We start from the raw sequence: 25,102 nt of genomic DNA, 5'->3' as shown, positions 1-25,102 counted from the left end.
ATAATGTTGTCTTTACTGTAACAGCTTCGAACACTGGGGCAGACAACGCTACTGGACTTACGATTACTGATGAACTTCCTTCTGGATACACATTTGTAAGTGCCAACGAGTCAACAGGTACTTACAATAATACCTCAGGGGTATGGAATATCGGTACACTCAACAATGCAGCTAATGCTACTTTAACAATAACTGCAACCGTACTTTCTACAGGCGACTATGGAAATACCGCCTCAGTAACTACTTTGGATCAATTAGACCCTGATAACTCGGATGATTCGGCAACTACTGCAGTAAATCCTCCAAGAGCTGATCTTGAATTGACTAAGGTGGTGAACAATTCGAACCCAAATGTGGGCGATGTCATTACGTTTACGGTGAGCCTTACAAACAATGGACCGAGTACTTCTTCGGCAACGGGAGTTGAGATTACAGACCTTCTACCTTCAGGTTATACATTAGGTACGGCCACGCCAAGTACTGGAACATATGCTTCAGGTACTGGTATCTGGACGGTCGGAACGATCGCTAAAGACGCAACTGAAACCTTGAGTATTACTGCCACAGTGCTTGCAGCTGGTGACTTTACCAACACTGCTACAGTTACTGGTGCTGATCAATTCGATCCAGATGCGGGTAATAATACTGCCACTGCTAGTATTGTAGCACTTTCTTCAGACTTGTCCTTAACGAAAGCAGTAAGTGATGCGGCACCGAATGTTGATGATGAAATCACATTCACATTGACTATGGGTAATGCAGGACCTGATGTAGCCACAAACGTTGCGGTGACGGATTTACTACCTAGCGGTTATACGTTCGTTTCTTCAAACACAACTTTCGGGGCTTATTCAGCTTCGACCGGTCTTTGGGATATTGGAACTGTTTCTACGACACAGGCTCCGGTACTGACTATCGTGGCGAAAGTACTTTCTACTGGCGACTATAATAATACGGCCTCAATTACAGGTTCTGATCAAGACGATCCGAACAGTGGAAACAATACTTCTACCACTCCTGTAACGGCGCAAATGGCTGACTTAAGCATTACGAAAGTTCAAAATAATAGCACACCAATACCGGGTGCACAAAACACGTACACCATAACGGTTACGAATAATGGACCTAATGATGCAACGAACGTTTCTGTAAGCGATCGACTCCCTTCTGGATTAACATTTGTATCATCTACTGAAAGTGCCGGCACTTATAATTCTGGTACGGGGGTGTGGACAGTTGGAAATTTAGCCAACTCCTCTTCTGCTGTTTTGACGCTAACAGGTACTGTCTTAACTTCTGGCAACAGTATCAATGTAGCCAATATAGAAAGTGCTGATCAGTTTGATACCGACATCTCGAATAATAGCGCAAGCCAAACTTATACACTTCAGCAGTCTGATATTTCTATTACAAAAGTGGTCGACAATGACGTTGCAAATGTTGGTGAGAACGTAACTTTTACAATTACCGCTGCCAATGCCGGACCTGATAATGCTACTAACTTGGTCGTGAATGATTTACTTCCTTCGGGATATACATTTGTCAGCCACGTACCAAGTCAAGGAACATATGTTTCGGGAACTGGAGTATGGACCGTTGGCACGGTGAATAATGGAGCCAATGCCACCCTGACCGTTGTAGGAACCGTCCAGTCTACGGGCGACTATGGCAATACCGCTGCCGTAGGCAGCCTTGATCAGCAAGACAATACGTCGACGAATGATCAAGCGACTAGCACGGTAACACCTCCACGCGTCGACATCAGCATGGAGAAATCGGTTGATAGAGAAAGAGTTAATACTGGAGACGCAGTAAGCTTCACGTTATCGGTAAAAAATAACAGTACAACTACAGACGCGTCAGGAATTTCGGTAACTGATCTTTTGCCATCTGGATACACTTACACCAGTGATTCTCCAAGCCAAGGTACTTATGTAGATGGAACCGGAGTTTGGACAGTAGGCAGCTTAGCGCAGAATACGACGGCTACATTAACGATAAACGCAACTGTAAATGGTGCAGGTGATTTCACAAACACCGCAACTATTACTGCTGTTGATCAATTCGATACGAATACAACAAACGATAATGCATCTGCTTCTACAACCAAACAATCAGCAGACATTGCGATAGCCAAAACAGTTAATGATGCGGCACCTCAGGTAGGTGATCAAGTAACGTTTACCATTACAGCTACACATGCTGGCGATGATGCCGCTTCTGGCGTAACCATTACGGATGCACTACCAACTGGCTACACTTTTGTAAGCGCGAGCACTTTACAGGGTAGCTATAATAGTGGCACAGGCGTTTGGAATGTAGGATCGATTGAAGTTGATGCTTCGGCGACCTTAACGATTACGGCAACAGTACTTTCAACTGGAACTTACGATAACACAGCGAGTTTGACGACAATAGATCAAGCTGATAGTAATGCCGGAAACGACTCAGCTACAGCAGTTGTGGTGACACAATTTGCCGACTTAAACATGAGTAAAACCGTAGATAACGCCTCTCCTATTCCAGGTGCAGACGTCATCTTTACAGTCACCGTTTTGAATCAAGGTGGTGGGCAAGCAACGAATGTTAGCATTACAGATCAGCTACCGATTGGCTACACTTTTGTGAGTGCTTCAACTTCTCAAGGAAGTTACCTATCAGATACCGGTCTTTGGACTGTAGGTACGCTTGCGAATGGAGCGAGTGCATCGTTGACGCTAAGAGCAACTGTTAAAACTAGCGGAGACTACAACAATACCGCAACTGTCACAACATCTGATCAATTTGATAGCGATGGAACTGATAACAGTGCAAGCCAATCGGTAACTGTTCAGAATTCTGATATCAACTTGGCTAAATCAGTAAACAATGCCACAGCAAATGTTGGTCAGAATGTAGTATTCACAATTTCTGCTACCAACCAAGGGCCAAATGATGCTACAAATGTTGTGATTGAAGATCAACTTCCGGCAGGGTTTACCTTCGTTTCGAGTAATACCGCGACAGGAAGTTACAGCAACGCAACGGGTCTATGGACGCTTGGATCATTAACAAATGGCGGTTCAGCTACTTTAGATATTACAGCGACTGTTGTAAACGTAGATAATAATACAAATACAGCATCAGTAGAATCACTAGATCAGTTGGATCCAGATGCTACTGATGATTCAGCTTCAGCTACAGTAACACCTCCAATTGCAGAATTGGGTATTACTAAAACTGTAGATGTGGTGACGACTACGCCAACAGATCCAGTTGTCTTTACAATTACAGTAACAAGCGGAGCAGCAAGTACAGCTGATGCTACAAACGTGACAGTTACAGACCTCTTACCTGCTGGATACACCTATACAGGTGACACGCCAAGTCAGGGAACATATAATTCTGGTACAGGTGTATGGGATATTGGTACTATTACCAATGGAGGTTCGGTTACCCTAACCATTAATGCTACTGTTACAGCCGTTGTTGATTATACGAATGTTGCCAGTATAATTGCTTCAGATCAGTTCGATCCGAACGGTGGAAATAATACTGCATCTGTTAGTCCATCGGTACAGTCGATCGACCTTCAGATGAGTAAAGTTGTTGATAATGCAACTCAGGATGTTGGCGAAAGCGTAATATTCACTGTTTCTCTATTGAACAATGGCCCTGACTTAGCTACCAATATTATCGCCAATGACCTTTTACCTTCGGGTTACACATTTGTTTCCAGTACGGTATCACATGGCACCTACGTATCGGGCACAGGTGTTTGGACAGTTGGAAGCCTTGCTAATGCAGAAACAGCAACTTTAACAATCCGGACTACCATCAACGCCACTGGAGTTTATACAAATACGGCATCTGTCACATCTGCAGATCAAACAGATTCTAATGGTGCAAATGATTCAGACAATGCCGTTTCGGCACCACTCTTGTCAGAAGTCGGTATTACTAAGGTGGTTGACAACAGCACCCCACTTCCAAATGGCACAGTAGAATTCACAATAGTGGCTACTAATGGTGGTACTGCATCTGCACAAGACGTTCAAATTACTGATGTGCTTCCTTCAGGATATACTTTCGTAAGTACGCCAACTATTACTGCGGGTACTTACACGAGTACTTCTGGTATTTGGGATGTCGGGAATATTGCAGCGTCTGGAAGTCAAACATTAGTAATCCGAGCTACTGTAAATACAGCAGGAACTTATACTAACACAGCGACGATTACGAGAAACAATACTTTCGATACCAATGCGGCAAATAACACTGCTTCTGAATCTGTCACCATGCAGCAATCAGACTTAAGCGTTACAAAGGTTGTGGATAACGCAACGACTAATGTAGGGCAAAACGCTACGTTTACAATTACAGTAAGCAATGCAGGGCCTAGCAACGCAACGAACGTCAATATATTAGATCAACTCCCTTCTGGATATATACTCGCAGGAGCAACGCCTAGTCAAGGTACCTATACTGCCGGAACAGGCGTTTGGGCTGTTGGGACAGTAAACAACGGTGCAAATGCTACGCTAGCCATTGAGGCAACCGTACTTTCAACAGGGACTTACACGAATACGGCAAGTGTTCAGTCATTAGATCAATTCGATGGTACTTCTACAAATGATAGTGCTTCAGAATCGGTTGATCCAGCGAACATTGATCTCGCATTGACTAAATCTGTCTCTCCTATCGGAGCAAATGTTGGGGATCAAGTAACCTTCACTATTCTTTTAGAAAACCAAGGCCCTGATGCGGCTTCTTCAATTAGTGTAACTGACCAACTTCCTGCTGGATATACTTTCGTAAGTGCAACGGCAGACCAAGGAACTTATGATGACGGAACTGGTATTTGGACAGTAGGCGCTTTAGCCAAAGATGTTGCTAAATCATTAGAAATAGTAGCCACATTGAATGCGGCTGGTGCCTTAACAAATACAGCCACTGTATCTGCCGTTGCTGAATTTGATACTAACACAGCTAATAACACAGCTACAGCAGCTGCATTCATCGAAAGCTCTGACATTTCTGTAGCGAAATCTGTCAATAACCTTACGCCAAACATTGGGGAATCAGTGGTCTTCACCGTAGTAGCTAATAATGCCGGACCAGATGCTGCTGATAACTTAATAGTGACTGACCAATTACCGAATGGCTTTACTTATGTGAGCCATACCGTAGACAGAGGTTCATATGTATCAGGAACAGGTGTTTGGAGCATTGGAACGTTAAACAATGCAGGTACTGCGACGCTTCAAATTACTGCGACAGTATTATCTACTGGGTCTTATGCCAACACTGCATCTGTTACTTCACTAGATCAAAATGATCCTGATAATACTGACGATTCAAGTACAATCACGGTAGTACCAATGGTCGCCGACTTGAACGTTACTAAATCAGTTGATAATACCACACCTAACGCCGGTGACGATGTAATCTTTACGGTAAATGTATTGAATGAAGGCACAGCTACTGCTACAGGTGTTCAAGTGACCGACTTACTACCAAGCGGATATACCCTTGTGAGTGCAGTAACTTCCCAAGGTAGCTATGTAGCTTCAACAGGTTTATGGACAGTAAATAGCATTGCCAATGCAAGTACAGCGACACTTACACTAAGAGCCACAGTACAAGCCACCGGAAACTATACCAACACTGCAAGCGTTACCGCTTCCGATCAGTTTGATGATGACAACTCTGACAATTCTGATTCTGCACTTGTAACCTTAGAAACATCAGATATCGCCATTACAAAAACGGTTGATAATGCCACCGCCAATGTTGGAGAGAATGTAACGTTTACCGTTACTGTTTCTAATACTGGTTCGGACGATGCTACCAACTTGAGCATCAATGAGTCTATTCCATCAGGGTATAGTTTCTTAAATGCAACGGCCTCGTCTGGTACTTACAACAGTGGTGCAGGGGTTTGGACGATTGGCTCACTGAGCAATGCTTCATCTGCTACATTAACGATTACTGCCACTGTACTTTCAAGTGGTGATTTCACAAATACAGCTTCGGTGAACACCCTAGATCAGCAAGACCCAGACAATACGGATGATAGTGCTTCTGAAACTGTGACGGCCCCAGTAATGGACTTAGCCATCGAGAAAACAGCAAGTAACAGTAGTCCAAATGTAGGCGACCTCATTACCTTCACGGTAACTTTAACTAATGACGGTCCTACTGCCGGTTCAGCAACAGGAATTGAAGTGGTAGATGTACTTCCTTCTGGTTACACATTTAGCGCTGCTACACCTAGCATCGGTACTTATGACAATGGAACTGGCTTATGGACAGTTGGAAGTTTAGCCAAGGATGCTAATGCTACATTAGTGATTACAGCGACAGTACTTTCGACAGGAGACTTTGCGAACATAGCAACCGTTACAAATGCAGATCAATTTGATCCGAATACTGGAAACAACAGTTCTACGGCTACTATAGTCACGCAGTCTGCCGATCTATCATTAACTAAAGTTGTCGATAACGCTACGCCTAATGTTGATGAAGAAGTGACCTTTACGTTGTCGCTTGCGAACGCTGGACCTGACTTAGCGACGAACGTGGCCATTACGGACATCCTACCTAATGGATACCAGTTTGTAAGTTCTAATACATCATTCGGAAACTACAGTGCTACAACAGGCTTGTGGACAGTTGGAAATGTAACAACGGCGCAAACGCCTGAGTTGACCATTAGAGCCAAAGTATTACCAACAGGTACTTACAATAATACGGCGTCGATTACCGCTTCAGATCAAGATGACCCGACAACCGGTAATAATACCAACACAGCCAATGTAGATGCGCAAATTGCTGACTTGAGTATAACGAAAATGCTCAACGACAATAATCCAATTCCTGGTGCAACTGTCGTATACACCATCACAGTAACAAATGACGGTCCTGATGCAGCCACTTCCGTAGAGGTGAGCGATAGACTACCAAGCGGAATTACATTTGCTAGTTTCACAGCTAGTACAGGATCTTACGACGAGAACACTGGAATTTGGACAGTAGGCAACTTAGTGAATAGCTCGAGTGCTGTATTAACCTTGACAGGAATTGTTCAGACCACTGGTAACTTTACCAATGTGGCAATTATTGAAGGTGCTGATCAATTTGATCCGGACAATGGCAACAACAGCGCAAGTCAAGGTCTCACTTTACAAGAATCTGACATTGCTGTGACTGTCGCAGTTGATGATGCCGCTGCGAATGTTGGTGAAGCCGTAACCTTCACAATTACTGTAGATAACAACGGCGGAGATGATGCAACTAACCTTGTCATCGATAACCTTCTCCCTTCCGGATATACTTTAGTAAGTCAGTCGCCAGCGACAGGTACTTACAACGCCACCACTGGTGTTTGGACAGTTGGAACTTTAGCCAATGGCGGATCGACAACATTAACTGTTGTAGCCACTGTAAATGCTACAGGTGATTATGGTAATACTGCCTCATTGAGCAATCTAGATCAGGTCGATGATAACAGTTCGAATGATCAAGACACAGAAACTGTTACGCCGCCTAGAGTAGATATCAGCTTAGATAAAACAGTAGATCAAGAGCGTGTTAATACGGGTGATGAAATTACTTTCGTAATCACTGCAACAAATAATGACGGCACCGAAAATGCTACAGGCGTTGTAGTAACTGATCAATTGCCAAGTGGCTACACCATCACTGGAAATACACCAAGTCAAGGTACTTATGTGCCGGGTTCTGGGGTTTGGACCATCGGAAACTTGAGTAGTAACACAAGTGCAACGCTTGCTATTACTGCAACAGTAAATGCAACTGGCGACTTTGAAAACACTGCTAGCCTTACCGCCGCGGACCAATTCGACCCTGATACATCAAATAATACATCAAGCGCATCGACTGTGAAACAAGATGCAGATGTAGCGATTGAGAAAGTTGTAGATAATGCTTCTCCACAAATTGGAGATAACATCACATTTACAATCACTGCTTCGCATACAGGAACAGATGAAGCCACTGGAATTACAATTACAGACGCCCTACCAAGCGGTTATGACTTTGTGGGTGCCACAACAGCGAATGGTAGTTATGATAATAATAATGGAATTTGGACAGTTGGAACAATCGCTGCTAGTACTTCAGTAACGATTGACTTAACAGTTACAGTTAAAGCAACAGGCGACTATAACAATACCGCCACGCTTTCAACAATCGATCAGGCAGATGGAACAGCTAGCAATAATACAGCTACTGCCAATGTGGTGCCACAAGTTGCTGATCTTAACCTGACCAAAACCGTTGATAATGCTAACCCGATACCTGGCGACGATGTAATTTTCACAGTAACAGTTCTTAATGAAGGAACAGGTGCTGGAACAAGCATCGAGATTACTGACCAACTTCCTTCAGGCTATACATTGGTAAGCTTCTCTACCTCGCAAGGAACATATGTAACTACAAGTGGTGTATGGACAGTAGGTACTTTGGCGAATGCAGGTAGTGCTTCATTGACAATTCGGGCAAGAGTACTAGCAACAGGTGACTATAACAATACAGCATCTGTAACCAACTCCGACCAGTTCGACAATGACAATACAGATAATACAGCTTCGAGAAGTGTTACAGTTCAAACATCAGACATTGGCATCACAAAAACTGTCGACAACGCAAGTGCAAATGTTGGGCAGAATGTAGTATTTACTATAACGGCCAGCAATGCAGGTCCTGATGCAGCGACTAACCTCGAAATCAGTGATGATTTACCTGCTGGATACACCTTCGTTTCGAGCAATACGGCTACTGGCAGTTACGACGATGCAACAGGCATTTGGACTGTTGGAACCTTAGCCAACGCTGCTAATGCAACATTGACAATAACCGCTACAGTATCTTCTGTAGATGACAATGTGAATACAGCTTCGGTAAATGAATTAGATCAAATTGATCCGGCGGATACAAATGATTCGGCGAACGCCACGGTAACCCCTCCTATTGCTGATCTTTCAATTTCAAAAGGTGTAAATACGAATACACCAACTGTTGGTGAAGAGGTAATCTTTACACTAGTTGTAACGAGCGAATCTTCAAGTACTGCTGATGCTACAAACGTGGTAGTAACCGATGTCCTTCCAAGTGGTTACACATTCGCTAGTGCGAATACAGCCTCAGGAAGTTATGACAACGCTACAGGCTTATGGAGTGTAGGCACAGTTACCAATGGCGCAAGTGCTACCTTAACGATAAACGCGACCGTAAATGCGAGTGGAGACTTAACCAACATTGCAAGAATTACTGGTTCAGATCAGTTCGATGCAGATCAGGGTAATAATACAGCCACGGTTAGTACCAATTCTCAGGCGATTGACTTAGGCGTAACGATCACGCCAGATGTAACTACGCAAGATGTTGATGGAGAAGTTACTTTCCAGATCACATTAACAAACAATGGTCCGGATGCAGCTACAGGTATAATAGCGAATAATATTCTTCCTGATGGCTTCGAGTTTGTTTCTGCGAACCAAGACTTTGGTTCTTATAATGAAACAACAGGAACTTGGAATATCGGTGCATTACCAAACGGTGCAACAGCCAACTTAACAGTAGTAGGTAAAGTCTTAAGCACTGGAAATTACATTAATACTATTTCGGTAGTTTCTGCCAACCAAACTGACCTTGACAATACAAATAATCAAGCCAGTACAACGATTACGGCATTACTTTCAGATGTTTCAATCACGAAAGAGGTGAGTAATACCACTCCTATTCCTGGTGAATCAGTAGAATTTACAATTGCTGCAGTCAATGCTGGACCAAATAGTGCTAGAGAAGTACAAGTGACTGATCTATTACCAAGCGGTTTCACTTTTGTAAATGCTACAAGAACAAAAGGAACTTATGACGATACTTCAGGTATTTGGAATATTGGTAGCATAGGTAACGGTGTTACGCAAACGCTGATCATTAGAGCTACAGTTAATGCAGCAGGAGATTACTTGAATACCGCTTCAATTACTAGAAATACTACTTTCGACACCGACAATTCAAATGACAGTGCAACTGCCTCTACCACTGTTCAAGTGGCTGATGTTAGCATAACCAAAATTGTAAGTAATAACGTAGCGAACGTTGGAGAAAGTGTAACGTTTACCATTACCGCGGCCAACGCAGGACCTGATGCAGCTACAAACATTGAGGTGCTTGATAAAGTACCTTCAGGCTATACATTCGTAAGTGCTGCGGCAAGTCAAGGTGCTTATAACTCAGTAAGCGGTATCTGGACAGTCGGTACTATTAACAATGCAGCCAACGCTAATATTACAATTGTAGCAACGGTAGAAGCAACCGGCGATTTTGATAACGTCGCCAGCATCCAACGTGTTGACCAGAACGATCCGGACAACACTAATGATAGTGCTACTGCCACAGTAACACCACCGAATGCAGACCTTGTTGTCACTAAAGTGATTGATGACGCAAGTCCTAATGTGGGTGACAATGTAACTTTTACGGTTACGGTAACGAATGATGGACCAAGTCAAGCCACTGACATTATAGTGACAGATCAGTTGCCTAGCGGATTCACTTTCGTGAACGCTACGGAAAGTCAAGGAAGCTATGTTTCGACAACTGGCATTTGGACGCTTGGAAACTTAGCCAACAATGGGGTCGCTACCCTAGAAGTATTGGCAACTGCTAATGCTAGCGGCGACAGAGCAAATACAGCATCAATAACAAGTGTTAATGAATTTGATCCACAAACCGCGAATAATACGGCCACGGTATCATCTGGAATACAAAATTCTGATTTAAGCATAACTAAAGTTGTCAGCGATGCTACGCCAAATGTTGGAGATGATGTAACGTTTACTATCACGGTGAACAATGCAGGTCCAGATGCCGCCACAAACGTTTCAATTACTGATCAATTGCCAAGCGGATTTACGTTTGTAAGTGCAAGTCCTTCGAGAGGAACTTACGACAACACCAATGGCATTTGGATGTTCTCAAGTCTGAATAATGCGGGAGTAGCAACATTAGAAGTAATCGCTACTACCCTATCTGCAGGTGACTTCGTGAATACAGCTAGCATCACAGCAGTTGATCAAAACGATACTGACAACACGAACAATACAGCGTCAGTAACAGTAGATCCTATGATTGCTGATTTAAGCATAACAAAAGCAGTCGATAATGCTAATCCTGTTCCAGGCGAAGATGTGATTTTTACAATCAACCTCTCTAATGCTGGACCGGATGCAGCTACTAACATTACCGTTACAGATCAAATCCCTAGTGGATTTAATTTAGTAAGCGCAGTTGCTTCACAAGGCAACTTCGATACGAACACAGGTGCATGGACCATCAATAGCTTAACCAATAGCGCAACAGCTACATTGACGATTAGAACAACTGTTCAATCTAGTGGTGACTTTACCAATACAGCGACAATCACCGCTGTCGATCAGTTTGACAATGACAATACTAATAACACTGCAAGTAGTGCGATTACATTGCAGTCTGCTGATATCAACATCACGAAATCAGTAGATGATGATGAAGCAAATGTTGGTGAGACCGTAAACTTTACCGTAACGGTAACGAACGATGGTGCTGATAGAGCAACTGGCCTTTCAATTTTGGATGAGTTGCCAACAGGTTACAACCTACTTTCTGCCAACCCTAGTGCTGGAAACTACATTTCAGCGACCGGCATATGGACAATTGGTCAGTTAGAAAACGGAGATGCGGTCACCTTAACAATGACTGCCAGCGTATTATCTACTGGAGAATATGAAAACACAGCTTCGGTAAATAGCTTAGACCAAATTGATCCTACTGATACTAATGATTCAGCAAGTGCCACCGTTGCTCCTCCAAGAGCGGACTTAGCTATCACTAAAACGGTAGACAATACTAGTCCAAATGTTGGCGACTTGATCACGTTTACCGTAACACTAATCAATAACGGACCGAGTACTTCCGATGCCACAGGCATAGAAGTTACAGACGTAGTGCCATCAGGATATACACTAGTTACACCAACTGCTTCAGTAGGTACTTATGATAGTAACTCAGGAATCTGGACAGTAGGTGCTTTAGCCAACGCGGCGCAGGCCACACTTACCATGACTGCGACAGTCAATGAAACGGGCGACTTCACCAATACGGCAAGGGTATCTGCCAACGATGTTTTCGATCCAAATGAAGGAGATAATACGGCAAGCGCAAGTATATTAGCTCAGGCCTCTGATCTAGAGGTTACAAAATCAATTAGCGATGAAATGCCAAATATTGGCGATGACGTCACCTTCACGATCAACTTGAGCAACCTTGGTCCTGACCCTGCGACAAGCGTTCAAGTAACAGATCAGATTCCTAGTGGATACGACTTCGTTTCAGCTGTAACTAACTTTGGTACTTATGCCGAGAACTCCGGCATATGGTCACTTGGTTCAATTGCCAACGCACAGACGGCGACCTTAACTATTGTGGCTACCGTAAATCAAACGGTAGATCATGATAATACAGCCACCATCACAAGAGCAGATCAAGACGATCCGGAAGATGCTAACAATACTTCTACAGTAGAAGTTGTAGCTCAATTTGCTGATTTGAACATCACCAAAACAGTCGATGACAGTTCGCCAGTACCAGGAGATGATGTAATCTTTACAATTACCGTCGCAAACAACGGACCGAACACTGCCACGAATATTGAAGTAACTGATCTTATACCGAACGGTTATGATTTAGTGAGCAGCAATGCTTCTATTGGAACTTATAACAGCACAACTGGCCTCTGGTCTGTTTCAAGCATTGGGAATTCTGGAAGTGCAGTATTGACAGTAAGAGCAACTGTTCAAGCAACTGGAGATTTCACCAATAATGCGTCTATCACAGCTGCCGATCAGTTTGATTTAGACAATTCGAATAACACGGCAAGTTCAGCAGTAACGGTACAAACTTCGGATATCAGCTTAACGAAAACAGTAGATAATGCCACCGCTAATGTGGGTGAGAATGTTACGTTCACAATCACAGCTTCAAATGCCGGTCCTAATACAGCGGCAGGTCTAAACGTGACGGATCAACTGCCTTCAGGTTACACATTTGTAAGTGCTACATCTACACAAGGTACTTTTATAAGTGCTACAGGAGAATGGGCTATCGGAACATTGAATAGTGCAGGTGAGGCACGGTTAGAAGTAACTGCTACAGTATTAGCTTCGGGTGACTTTGCCAATACAGCAACTGTCAGTGCGCTCGATCAAGTTGACCCAGACGCAAACAATGATACGGCTACTGAAAGCGTTGCACCTCCACGTGCCGATCTGAATTTGACGAAAGTTGTAGATGCGAATAATCCGAATGTCGGGGACCAAGTAACGTTTACCGTCACATTGACTAATAATGGCCCAAGTACTGATCCTGCTACAGGAATTGAGGTAACAGATCAATTACCTTCAGGCTATGCGCTTACCAATGCCACCACTACTCCTGGCACAGCATACAATAATGTAAATGGTATTTGGACGATTGGTGAGCTTGCTAAAGATGCGCAAGTAACATTAACAATTCAGGCGACAGTAAGAGAAAACGGTGATTTCACGAACACTGCAAGTGTAACTGCAACCGATGTATTTGATCCAAACGAAGGTGATAATACAGCAAGCGCCAGTATAGTAGCACAATCCGCTGACCTTGCCTTAACTAAGGTGATTAGCGATGCCACTCCTAATGTGGATGAAAATGTAACATTTACCATTAGCGTCGCTAACAATGGACCAGATGCTGCAACTGGTGTTGTAGTAACAGACCAAATTCCATCTGGTTATGAATTCGTCGAAGCCAACACATCCTTTGGTAGTTACAACAATAACTCAGGATTATGGACTATTGGGTCGATTGGAAATGGAACAACAGCGACTATTGACCTTGTGGCTAAAGTCAAGTCAACAGGTGATTACGATAATACGGCTAGCATTACAGCAGCCGATCAGGATGATCCTGATACTGACAATGACGATGCAACAGTCAATGTAACAGCACAGTTTGCTGATTTAAACATCAGCAAAACAGTAGATAACACTTCGCCAGTGCCTGGAGAAGATGTGATCTTCACGGTGACTTTACTGAACGAAGGACCGAATGATGCCACTAATATTGAAGTAACCGACCAAGTTCCTGATGGCTACAGCATTGTAAATACAACAGCCTCAGTTGGTAGTTATGTAAGTTCAACAGGCATTTGGTCATTGGCTAGTCTGGGCAGCAATGCTTCTGCTACTTTAACTATAAGAGCAACAGTTCAGTCAGCCGGTATCTTCACAAATACTGCGACAGTAACGGGATCGGATGTATTCGATACTGACAACACGGACAATAGCGCATCAGCAAGTGTTACGCTTCAAACTTCTGACATTAGCATTGCTAAAACAGTAAGTAATAGTGTAGCTAACGTTGGAGACGAAGTAACTTTCACCGTTGTAGCGACCAATAATGGACCAAATGAAGCGACAGGACTTGCGCTAGAAGATGTAATTCCTTCAGGTTATGACTTAGTAAGTGCCATTACCACTAAGGGTGCATACAGTAGTGGTGCAGGGCTATGGAATATCGGTTCATTAGACAATGCGGCCACTGCTACTTTAACAGTAATAGCCACAGTGAAAGCTGCTGGAGACTATGCCAATACAGCAACTGTAAGTGCATTAGACCAAAACGATCCTAACGATGCGAATGACGCTGCGACAGCCACAGTAAATCCTCCTAGAGCTGACTTAGTATTACAAAAAGTGGTAGATGCGACAGATCCAAATGTGGGTGACCTAGTGACTTTCACAGTTACTTTAACTAACAATGGACCTAGTACAGCTGATGCCACAGGAATAGAAGTAACTGATCAACTCCCTTCAGGATATACTTTAGGAACAGCTACACCGAGCGTTGGAACTTATACTGCATCGAGTGGAATCTGGGAAGTCGGAAGTTTAGCTAAAGATGCAAGTGCGACATTGACCATAACTGGAACTGTAGGTGCGGCAGGCGACTTCACAAACACGGCAAGTATAACAGCAGCCACAGAGTTTGATCCGAATGCTGGTAACAATACCGCAAGTGCCAGTATTGTAGCGCAATCTGCTGATCTCGGCATTACGAAAACCGTGAGCAGTGCAACACCTAATATTGGAGAAGAAGTAACCTTTACCCTATCTGTAACAAATGATGGTCCTGATGCAGCAACGAATGTTGAAATAACAGATGTACTACCAAGTGGCTACGATTTTGTGAATGCAGTTACTTCATTTGGTTCTTACAATGCAACTAATGGACTTTGGTCTGCTGGAGTAGTAAACAATGGCGCAACAGCCACCCTTGAAATTGTAGCCTTAGTAAGAGTAACTGGCGACTACGATAATACGGCAACGATTTCTAGCAGCGATCAAGACGATCCGCAACCAATCAACAATACACAAACTGTAGATGTAACTCCTCAAAGAGCTGACTTGAGCATCACAAAAGTGATCGACAATACAACACCAATTCCAGGTGAACAAGTTGTTTATACTATAACAGTCACTAATAACGGACCAGACGCCGCTACCAATGTTGAAGTAAGCGATAGGTTACCAAGCGGTTTCGACTTTGCAGCTTCTACTACAAGTACAGGAAGTTATAATGCGAGTACTGGTATTTGGACGGTAGGCACATTAGTGAATAGCTCTAGTGCAGTATTGACACTTAGGGCAACTGTATTGGCAACCGGTTCGCATTTAAATGTGGCGAATATCAATGCAGTAGACCAATATGATCCAGATGCTTCAAACAATAGTGTTAGCCAAGGCGCAACAGTTCAGGTATCTGATTTATTAGTGACTAAAGTTGTTGATAACGATGCCGCTAATGTGGGTGAAGCTGTAGTCTTTACAGTTACAATTGCCAATAACGGTCCTGATGCAGCGACTAATGTCGAAATCACCGATAGATTGTCTTCTGGTTATGAATTTGTCAATGCGACAGTTTCTCAAGGAACTTATGATAGGTTCACAGGAATTTGGGAAGCAGGCACTATTACTAGTAATTCAAACATTACGCTAAATATTACGGGTACCGTTCTAGCCACTGGAGACTATGGCAATACGGCTACCGTTACAGAATTGGATCAGAACGATCCTGACGAAAGCAACAACACAGCAAGCACATTCGTCAACGCTCCTCGAGCAGACATTGGCCTACAAAAAGTAGTTGATGTTTCAAGACCAAATGTTGGTGAAGAAGTTCAAGTAACTGTAACAGTAGTAAACAATGGACCAAGCGATGCCTCAAATGTTGAAATCACGTACCTCCTACCTGATGGATTAGAATTTGTTTCAGACAATCCAAGTCAAGGTGCCTATACAGCCAGTAGTGGTATTTGGGCAATAGGAAATATTCCGAATGGTGATACCGAAACGATTACCATTACTGCCAAAGTATTATCTAGTGGATCTTACGATAATAACTCAATAGTAACGGACCTTATTGAACATGATGAAGTAGAAGAAAATGATGCCGCTGATGTGACCATCTTCCCTACTCAAACAGATATCATTGTTGAAAAAGCAGTAGATAACGGCGGACCAAATGTTGGTGAAAACGTAATCTTTACAATTACGGTAACTAACGATGGACCAGATGCTGCAACAGGCATCACGCTAGAAGATCAACTGCCAAATGGTTATACATTTATTTCGGCTAACCCTAGCCAAGGTGGATTTAACAACATCAATGGTGTTTGGACAGTTGGAGACTTGGTTAATGGTTCCTCTGCAACTTTAGAGATAACGGCAACTGTGAAATCTGATGGTACTTACCAGAATACCGCTTCTTTATTGAATGTAGATCAGTTCGATCCTGACGTAACAAACAACAGCGCAAGTTCTACACCAAGACCGCAACGTGCAGATGTTACGATAAGCAAAACTGTGGACAATGCGAACCCTAATCCAGGCGATATAATTACATTCCTAGTAACTGCCTTTAACATTGGACCAGATGCAGCATCAGGGGTCGAAATTGAAGATCAGTTACCAAGTGGATACAACTTAGAAAGCGCGTTTGCATCTCAAGGTACGTTCGATCCAAATACTAAAACTTGGAGTCTAGGAACACTAGGTGATGGTAGTAGTGCGGTATTGGTGATGAGTGTAAGCGTAAATGCTTCTGGAAACTTTGAAAACACTGCAGTAGTAACAGCATCTGACCAATTCGATCCAGATGTAACGAACAACAACAGCAGTCAATCGATAATTCTTCAGAAAGCAGATGTCGGTATTACGAAAACTATCGATAACGACAATCCGAATATTGGAGATCGAGTAACCTTCACAATGACCGTAACGAATAACGGTCCAGATGAAGCAACAAGCGTTGTTGTAGATGACCTTGTTCCTGCTGGATATGAAATTGTGAGCAGTGCAGTAAGCCAAGGAGGTTACAATGCAGTAACTGGTATTTGGGGCATTGGTACTATACCAACTTCGGGTACTGCAACACTAAGTGTTATTGCTACTGTAACGAGTTCTTCAGCTTACAATAACATAGCGAAGATCATTGAAGTAGATCAACTTGATGAGAATGCGACAAACGATGAAGCCTCTCAGGACATAACACTACAACAAGCCGATCTTGGTGTCAATATCACAGTAGATAATGCGACTGCCAATGTGGGTGAGTTCGTGAATTTTGTTGTAACTGTAACTAACAACGGCGCTGATGACGCTTCAGGAGTTAGAGTACTAAATCAAATACCATCAGGCTATACCGTAATTAGCACCAATACAAATGGTAATGGAGTATACAACGAGAACACAGGCGAGTGGATCATAGGATCATTAATTAATGGTAATTCTGTTGAATTCAACGTTCAAGCGAGAGTTCTTCTTGAGGGTGAATTTGAAAATGTAGCTTCTATCTCGATACTCGATCAAGTAGATAGTAACAGTACGAATGATACCGCATCTGCAACCGTAACTTCACCGAAAGTTGATGTGGCGATTGCTAAGACAGTTGACAATCAAAATGCGAATGATGGTGACCCAGTCGTATTTACAGTAACCGTAACGAACATTGGTCCAGATAACGCTACAGGTTCGGGAATTGAAGTAGTAGATAAACTACCAAACGGATATGACTTAGTAGGAACACCAGCTGTAAGTCAAGGAACATATGACCCAACCACTGGATTGTGGATAGTAGGTTCGCTTGTAAAAGATGGTACTGCTACTTTAACCATTAACGCTACAGTGAAAACAACTGGAATTTTCACCAACGTAGCAGAAGTAACTGATGCCGATCAGTTTGATCCGAATGAAGGAAATAACTTGGCATCTGTAAGTGTTGGTCTACAAACGTCTGATTTGATCATTACGAAAATGGTTAATGATGATGTACCGAATGTTGGCGATGAAATAACATTTACGATTCAAGTACTCAACGATGGACCTGACCCTGCAACAAGTGTTAGAGTTAGCGATGCTATTCCAAACGGCTTCTTCTTTGTAGAAGGCACAAGTACCACAGGAAGTTACAACGGTACTACAGGCGTTTGGGACATAGGTTCAATCGCGGTAGATGGTATTGTTACTTTGGATATTAAAGCCACTGTTAGATCAACTGGTGACTATATCAATACAGCCACTATTGCCAACTTAGATCAAATTGATGCAGACATTACCTCTAACATCAGTACAGTAACGGTCGATCCACAGATTGTTGATTTGAGCATTACCAAAGTGGTAGATATTTCAAACCCAAGAGTTGGAGATGATGTATTCTTCACGGTAACTGTAACCAATAATGGCCCTGATGCAGCAACCAATGTTCAAGCATCAGATGCACTGCCTGCAGGCTACGAATTAGTAAATAGCTCAGCAAGCGTAGGCACTTATGATGAAACCACAGGACTTTGGGCAATCGGAGATCTAGTAGCATCTGCCAATGCCGTATTGAATATTCGAGCCACGGTTATTTCTAATGAAAACTTACAGAACAACGCTTCCATAGAATTTGCCGATCAATTCGATCCGGACCTAACTAACAATGAAGCATCTGCTGGTTCAGATGTAGCATCATCCGACGTAGGCGTTTCTAAAGTGGTGAATTTACCATTCCCTAATGTTGGTGATAATGTAGTCTTTACCATTACGGTGAATAACGATGGTCCAGATCAGGCAACGGGATTGAGCATTACCGATAAACTGCCAAATGGATACGACTTAGTAAGTGCCATACCAAGTATTGGTACTTACACAAGCACCTCGGGTATTTGGGCCATTGGAGATTTAGACGATGGTGGACAAGCTACATTAACAGTAACTGCAACAGTGAAGAGCACTGGTGACTATAATAATATGGCAACAGTTACTTCACTAGATCAGTTTGATGCAGACTTAGCAAATAATGAGTCTGATGCGAATGTATCACCTCCTCAAGTAGACCTTGAAGTGATGGCCTCTATAGATGATTCTAATCCGAATGCCGGTGATGAAGTGACCTTTACCTTCACTGTACAAAACAACGGACCTGAAGATGGCACAGGCATTACATTAGACGCCTTACTACCTAGTGGATTCACCTTCGTAAGCTCGAACCCAAGTAAAGGAAGCTATGAGCCTACAACTGGTATCTGGAACTTGGGCGATCAAGGAACAGGATCATTAGATGTTATTACAGTTATTGCAACTGTTAATCCAACGGGCGACTATACAGCTACGGCTGCTATTGGTAGTGCAGATCAATTCGACCCGAACTTGAATAACAATAGTGCTTCTGCAGGTGTAACACTACAAGGAGCTGATGTATCTGTTGTGAAAACGGTTGATGATGCTGAACCAAATGTTGGTGACAACGTCGACTTTACCATTAACGTAGCGAACTCGGGACCAAATGCTGCCACTAACTTGGAGATTCTAGACCTTCTTCCTAGCGGTTATACTTTTGTGAGTGCCGATCCAAGTATTGGTACTTATGATGAAACCACAGGGCTATGGATTATAGGAACTTTAAATGGCGGAGGAAGTGAAAGCTTAGTAGTCAGAGCGCAGGTACTCAACACAGGTACTTATGAAAATACTGCCTCGGTAAATGCGGTAGATCAATTTGACGCGAACACAGCTAATAATACATCTACTACATCTGCACCTCCTCAGTTAGTCGACCTTGTGATTACTAAAGTGGTTGACAATGACACGCCGATCATCAACGAGGAAATTGTATTCACCATTACGGTGTCTAATAATGGCCCAGCAAGAGCAAGTGGAGTTGTAGTAGAGGATATTTTACCGAACGGATACACCCTAGTTAGTAACAATGTAACACCAGGCGCATCTTTCGATCGAGATACTGGAATCTTTACTGTGGGTGACTTAGTGAGCGGTGGAAATGCTGTGCTTACGCTCAGAGTTAGAACTAGCGAAACGGGTATTCACGATAATACAGCTTCGATTATTGCCTTAGATCAATTCGATACGGATTTAACTAATAACACAGCCGACAGACCTGTAACGATCCAAAGAGCTGATATCAGTGTTACCAAAACTGTAAACAATGCAGTAGCGAATGTTGGTGAAAACGTGACATTTACGGTTACTATAAGTAATGCTGGACCAGATGCAGCTTCTAGTTTGGTTGTGAATGATCTATTACCAAACGGATTCACACTAGTAAGTGAAAGTGCAGCCACTGGATCTTATAACAGTACAACTGGTGTATGGACAATCGGTGATTTAGCCAATGGCGCATCTACTACCCTATCTGTAACCGGTACAGTACTTTCATTGGGAGACTACAATAACGTTGCTGCCGTAGTCAATGCAGATCAGGTTGATGATGACAAAACAAATAATTCAGCATCAATTGAGGTTGTACCGCCAAGGTCAGACTTGAGTATTTCTAAAGCGGTTAATGCAAACAATCCGAATGTTGGCGATCAAGTAACATTTACTGTCCTTGTGACTAATAATGGTCCTGACCCAGCAGATGCTACGAATGTAGAAGTTACAGACGTTCTGCCTGATGGTTACACCTTAGTATCGACTACTGAAAGTCAAGGAAACTATAATAGTTCGACAGGCTTATGGGATATAGGTACGCTACCGAATGGTGCTTCAGCCACATTCACCATGACGGCAACAGTCAATGCGACCGGAAGCTTTACAAATACAGCACAGATCACAAACTCTGATCAGTTTGATCCTAATTTAGGTGACAACACAGCAAGTGCGAGTATAGTAGCGCAGAACGCTGACCTAAGCATGGCTAAAGCAGTCAGCAATACAGATGCTAATGTTGGAGAGAATGTCATCTTTACGGTGACGCTGTCTAATGCTGGTCCAGATGCAGCAACGAACGTTACGGCGATTGACGAATTACCTTCAGGTTATACACTAGTAAGTGCAAGTGCATCGCACGGAACTTATAATAGCAGCACAGGTATTTGGAGTGTTGGAGCAATTGCTCTGAATGAAGATGCCGTTCTATCGGTAACTGCTACCGTATTAGAAACTGGTGAGTTCACCAATACAGCAACTGTTACATCTGCAGATCAAGAAGATCCAGATGATTCGAATAACAGCGCTAGTGAAGGTGTAACTGCCTTAAAATCTGATCTACAAATAGACAAGATTGTGAACCAGTCTACGCCGATTATTGATGAGCAAGTAGTGTTTACGGTAACTGTTACTAACAACGGCCCTTCTCCTGCCACTAATGTGGAAGTATTGGATAACGTACCGAATGGATTTGTTGTCACAAGTACTACAACAAGTCAAGGAAGTTATGATGTTGCGACAGGTCTTTGGACTGTGGGTGATTTAGCTAATGGTGGCAGTGCGGTTATCAACTTCATTACTGAAGCCCAGCCAACAGGAGATCATACAAACATTGCTACGATAAGTGGATCGGATCAATTTGACCCTGACGAAACAAATAATAGTTCTCAACAAACTGTAGTTGTTCAAACTGCCGATGTTGGTATACTTAAAACAGTGAACAACCCTACGGCCAATGTCGGTCAAAGCGTAATATTCACTGTGGATGTATTCAATGAAGGACCTGATGCGGCGACCAACCTAGAAGTAATAGACTTGATTCCTGATGGCTATGAATTAGAAATAGCAACACCAGAATCAGGTACATATGTAGAAGCTACAGGTGTTTGGACTATCGGTACATTAGCTGCCAATGATACGGTTACACTCTCAGTTCAAGCAGAGGTGTTATCGACAGGAGATATGGTCAATACCGCAAGTATCAGCAATAGTGATCAAGTTGATCCGGATACTAGCAATGATGAAGCATCTGCGGAAGTAATCTTCCCGTCTGCTGATCTAGCATTGACGAAGTCTTCTGATATAACAAGAGCTGATATTGGTGAGGAAGTGAACTTCACGATCACTTTAACCAACAATGGACCAGATCTTGCGAATAATATTGAAATCAACGAGCGAATTCCAAGTGGATTCGTACTGATCGGAACTGAAGCCAGTAAGGGAGATTACGATCCGAGTACCGGCCTATGGACAATCAACGCGATGGCGCTCAATGAGCAAGCAACCTTGACGGTGAAAGTTCAAACTAAATCTGAAGGAAGCTTCTCGAATACAGTTAGCGTTAATGATGTTGATGAATTTGATCCGAATACGGCAAATAATAGTTCCACTGCCAGTATCTCACCTCGTTCGGCTGATCTAGGTGTTGAGAAAACTGTAGACAATACAACGCCGAACATTGGTGATGAAGTGACATTTACAATTGCCCTGACCAACAACGGGCCAGATGATGCAACCAACATAACCGTTACAGATCAATTGCCATCTGGCTACGAGCTTATAAGTACGACTGCCGATGCAGGCGCTTATGATGCTGGTCAATCGGCTTGGTTATTAGATGGTATAAACAATGGACAAACGTTGAACCTACAAATTGTAGCCAAAGTGCTTGTGGATGGAGATCATGATAACACAGCAACTATCAGCAGCCTAGATCAGAAAGATAGTAATGCAGATAATGATGTGAGTGAGATTGAAGTGAATCCTCCTACTGTCGATATCGCGGTGACTAAAACGATCGATAATGATGAAGCCAATATTGGTGATGAAGTTAACTTCAGTATCCTTGTAAGAAACGTAGGCCAAGACGGCGCATCAAACATCCTGATATCAGATGTACTACCAACGGGTTATACCTTCGTAGATGCATTTGCTAGTATCGGATCATATAATGCCGAAACGGGTGATTGGACGATCGATCAGCTAATTGAAGGCAGTAGCGCTTTCTTACTCGTTAGGGTAACAGTAAATGGTGAAGGAAGCTATACCAATACGGCAAGACTGATCTCGGTTGATCAATTTGATGTAAATGCAAATAATGACTTGTCTTCCGCATTTACTTCGATCAAGCAAGCAGATGTTGGATTAACAAAGGCTGTAAATAACATTAACCCGCTGATAGGGGATCAAGTGACATTTACAGTAGTTATGTCGAATTCTGGTCCTGAAACGGCGACGAATGTAATTGTTAGTGACGTATTACCTGATGGATATCGTTTCATAGGATTCACTGCCATTGGATCATTCGAACCAGATCTAGGAGTATGGAAAGTAGATACATTGAGACTTGGTGAGGTAGCCACGCTAGAAATAAGAGCAGAAGTATTACCAACAGGTAGTTATTTGAACATTGCCAGTGTGCAGTCAATAGATCAAACAGACCTGAACACTGCCAATGACGAAGCGTTTGCTAAAGTATTACCAGATATTGCAGAATTACAGATAGAGAAAACTGTAAGTAATTCAAGGCCTGAACTCAATGACCAAATAACATTCTTCGTCACTGTCGCTAATAATGGACCGAATCGAGCTACAAATATTGAAGTGTTAGAAGTTGTACCTAGTGGTTACACAGTCGTGAGTATAGCAGCAGGTACTGGTTCTTATGATATGACTAGCGGAATCTGGAGTATCCCTGAATTAGCGGTAGATGCCACAGCAACACTCGGTATAACCGTAACAGTGAACGCAGCTGGTGACTACTTAAATGAAGCAGCGATTACTAAAGCAGATCAATTTGATCCAGACTTGACAAACAACAAAGCGCAGCGCAGAATTACCTTGCCAAGAGCTGACTTGTCGGCTATTAAAACTGTGAGCAATGATGACCCAAGTAGCGGTGATCAGGTAACATTTACAATTGTTGTAAACAATGCCGGTCCTAACCCTGCTACAAATGTGGTGCTTACCGAAGTGCTACCAACTGGATATAGCTTTGTAAGTTCATCGGCTACACTCGGTACTTATGATGAAGTAGCCGGCACTTGGAACATTGGTATTTTGGTTATCGATCAGACAGAAACGCTCACCATCTTAGTAGATGTGCTCGATGATGGTGAACATACAAATACCGTAACAGTAGCAGCTACAGAAGTAGACCCTGATGAAGACAATAATATCAGTACGGTAGAATTGTCATTTAACAATCCACCAATTGCCGAAAACGATGCCGTTACTATTCCACAAAACACGAGCATTACTAACGGAACAGTAACCTTCAACGATACTGAGGAAGATGGTGATAACTTGACTTATACATTAGTGAGTTCAGGAAGTGCGGGTGAAAGAGGCACACTGGTATTCAACCCAGATGGCACTTATACTTTCACACCTAATCCTGATTTCTTCGGCGTGGTATCATTTACTTATGAAGTTTGCGACGATGGCATTCCAGTCAAGTGTGATCAGGCAGTTGTAACAATCACTGTCATTGAAAACACCGACGTAAAACCTGGAAGTGGCATATCACCAAACAATGACGGCATGGGTGATGAGACATGGTTTATTGAGGGTATTGACAAATTTCCTGATAACAATGTGCAAATCTTCAACCGATGGGGTAACCTTGTATGGGAAGCTGATGGATATAACAATACAAGCAAAGCGTGGAATGGCGATGCCATTGTCGGATTGTTTGTGAATAGAGATGGAGAAAGACTACCAGATGGTACTTACTTCTATGTTGTAGATTTAAAGAATGGCAGCAAACCACTTAGTGGATTTGTAATCATCAAACGATAATAGGAACTGAT

The 25,102-nt window shown here is 42.9% G+C and carries 1 protein-coding gene; it reads left to right on the top strand.

Features of this window, described 5'->3' with window-relative positions:
- On the top strand, positions 1 to 25,091 hold a 25,091-nt coding region (locus tag JXQ92_RS16605), incomplete at its 5' end, for a gliding motility-associated C-terminal domain-containing protein (RefSeq protein ID WP_421987766.1).
- Positions 25,092 to 25,102 lie beyond the last annotated feature (11 nt).

Origin of the sequence: Roseivirga sp., assembly GCF_049099775.1 — a bacterium.
Lineage (GTDB): Bacteria > Bacteroidota > Bacteroidia > Cytophagales > Cyclobacteriaceae > Roseivirga.
This window is presented reverse-complemented; position numbering and strand designations above follow the sequence as displayed.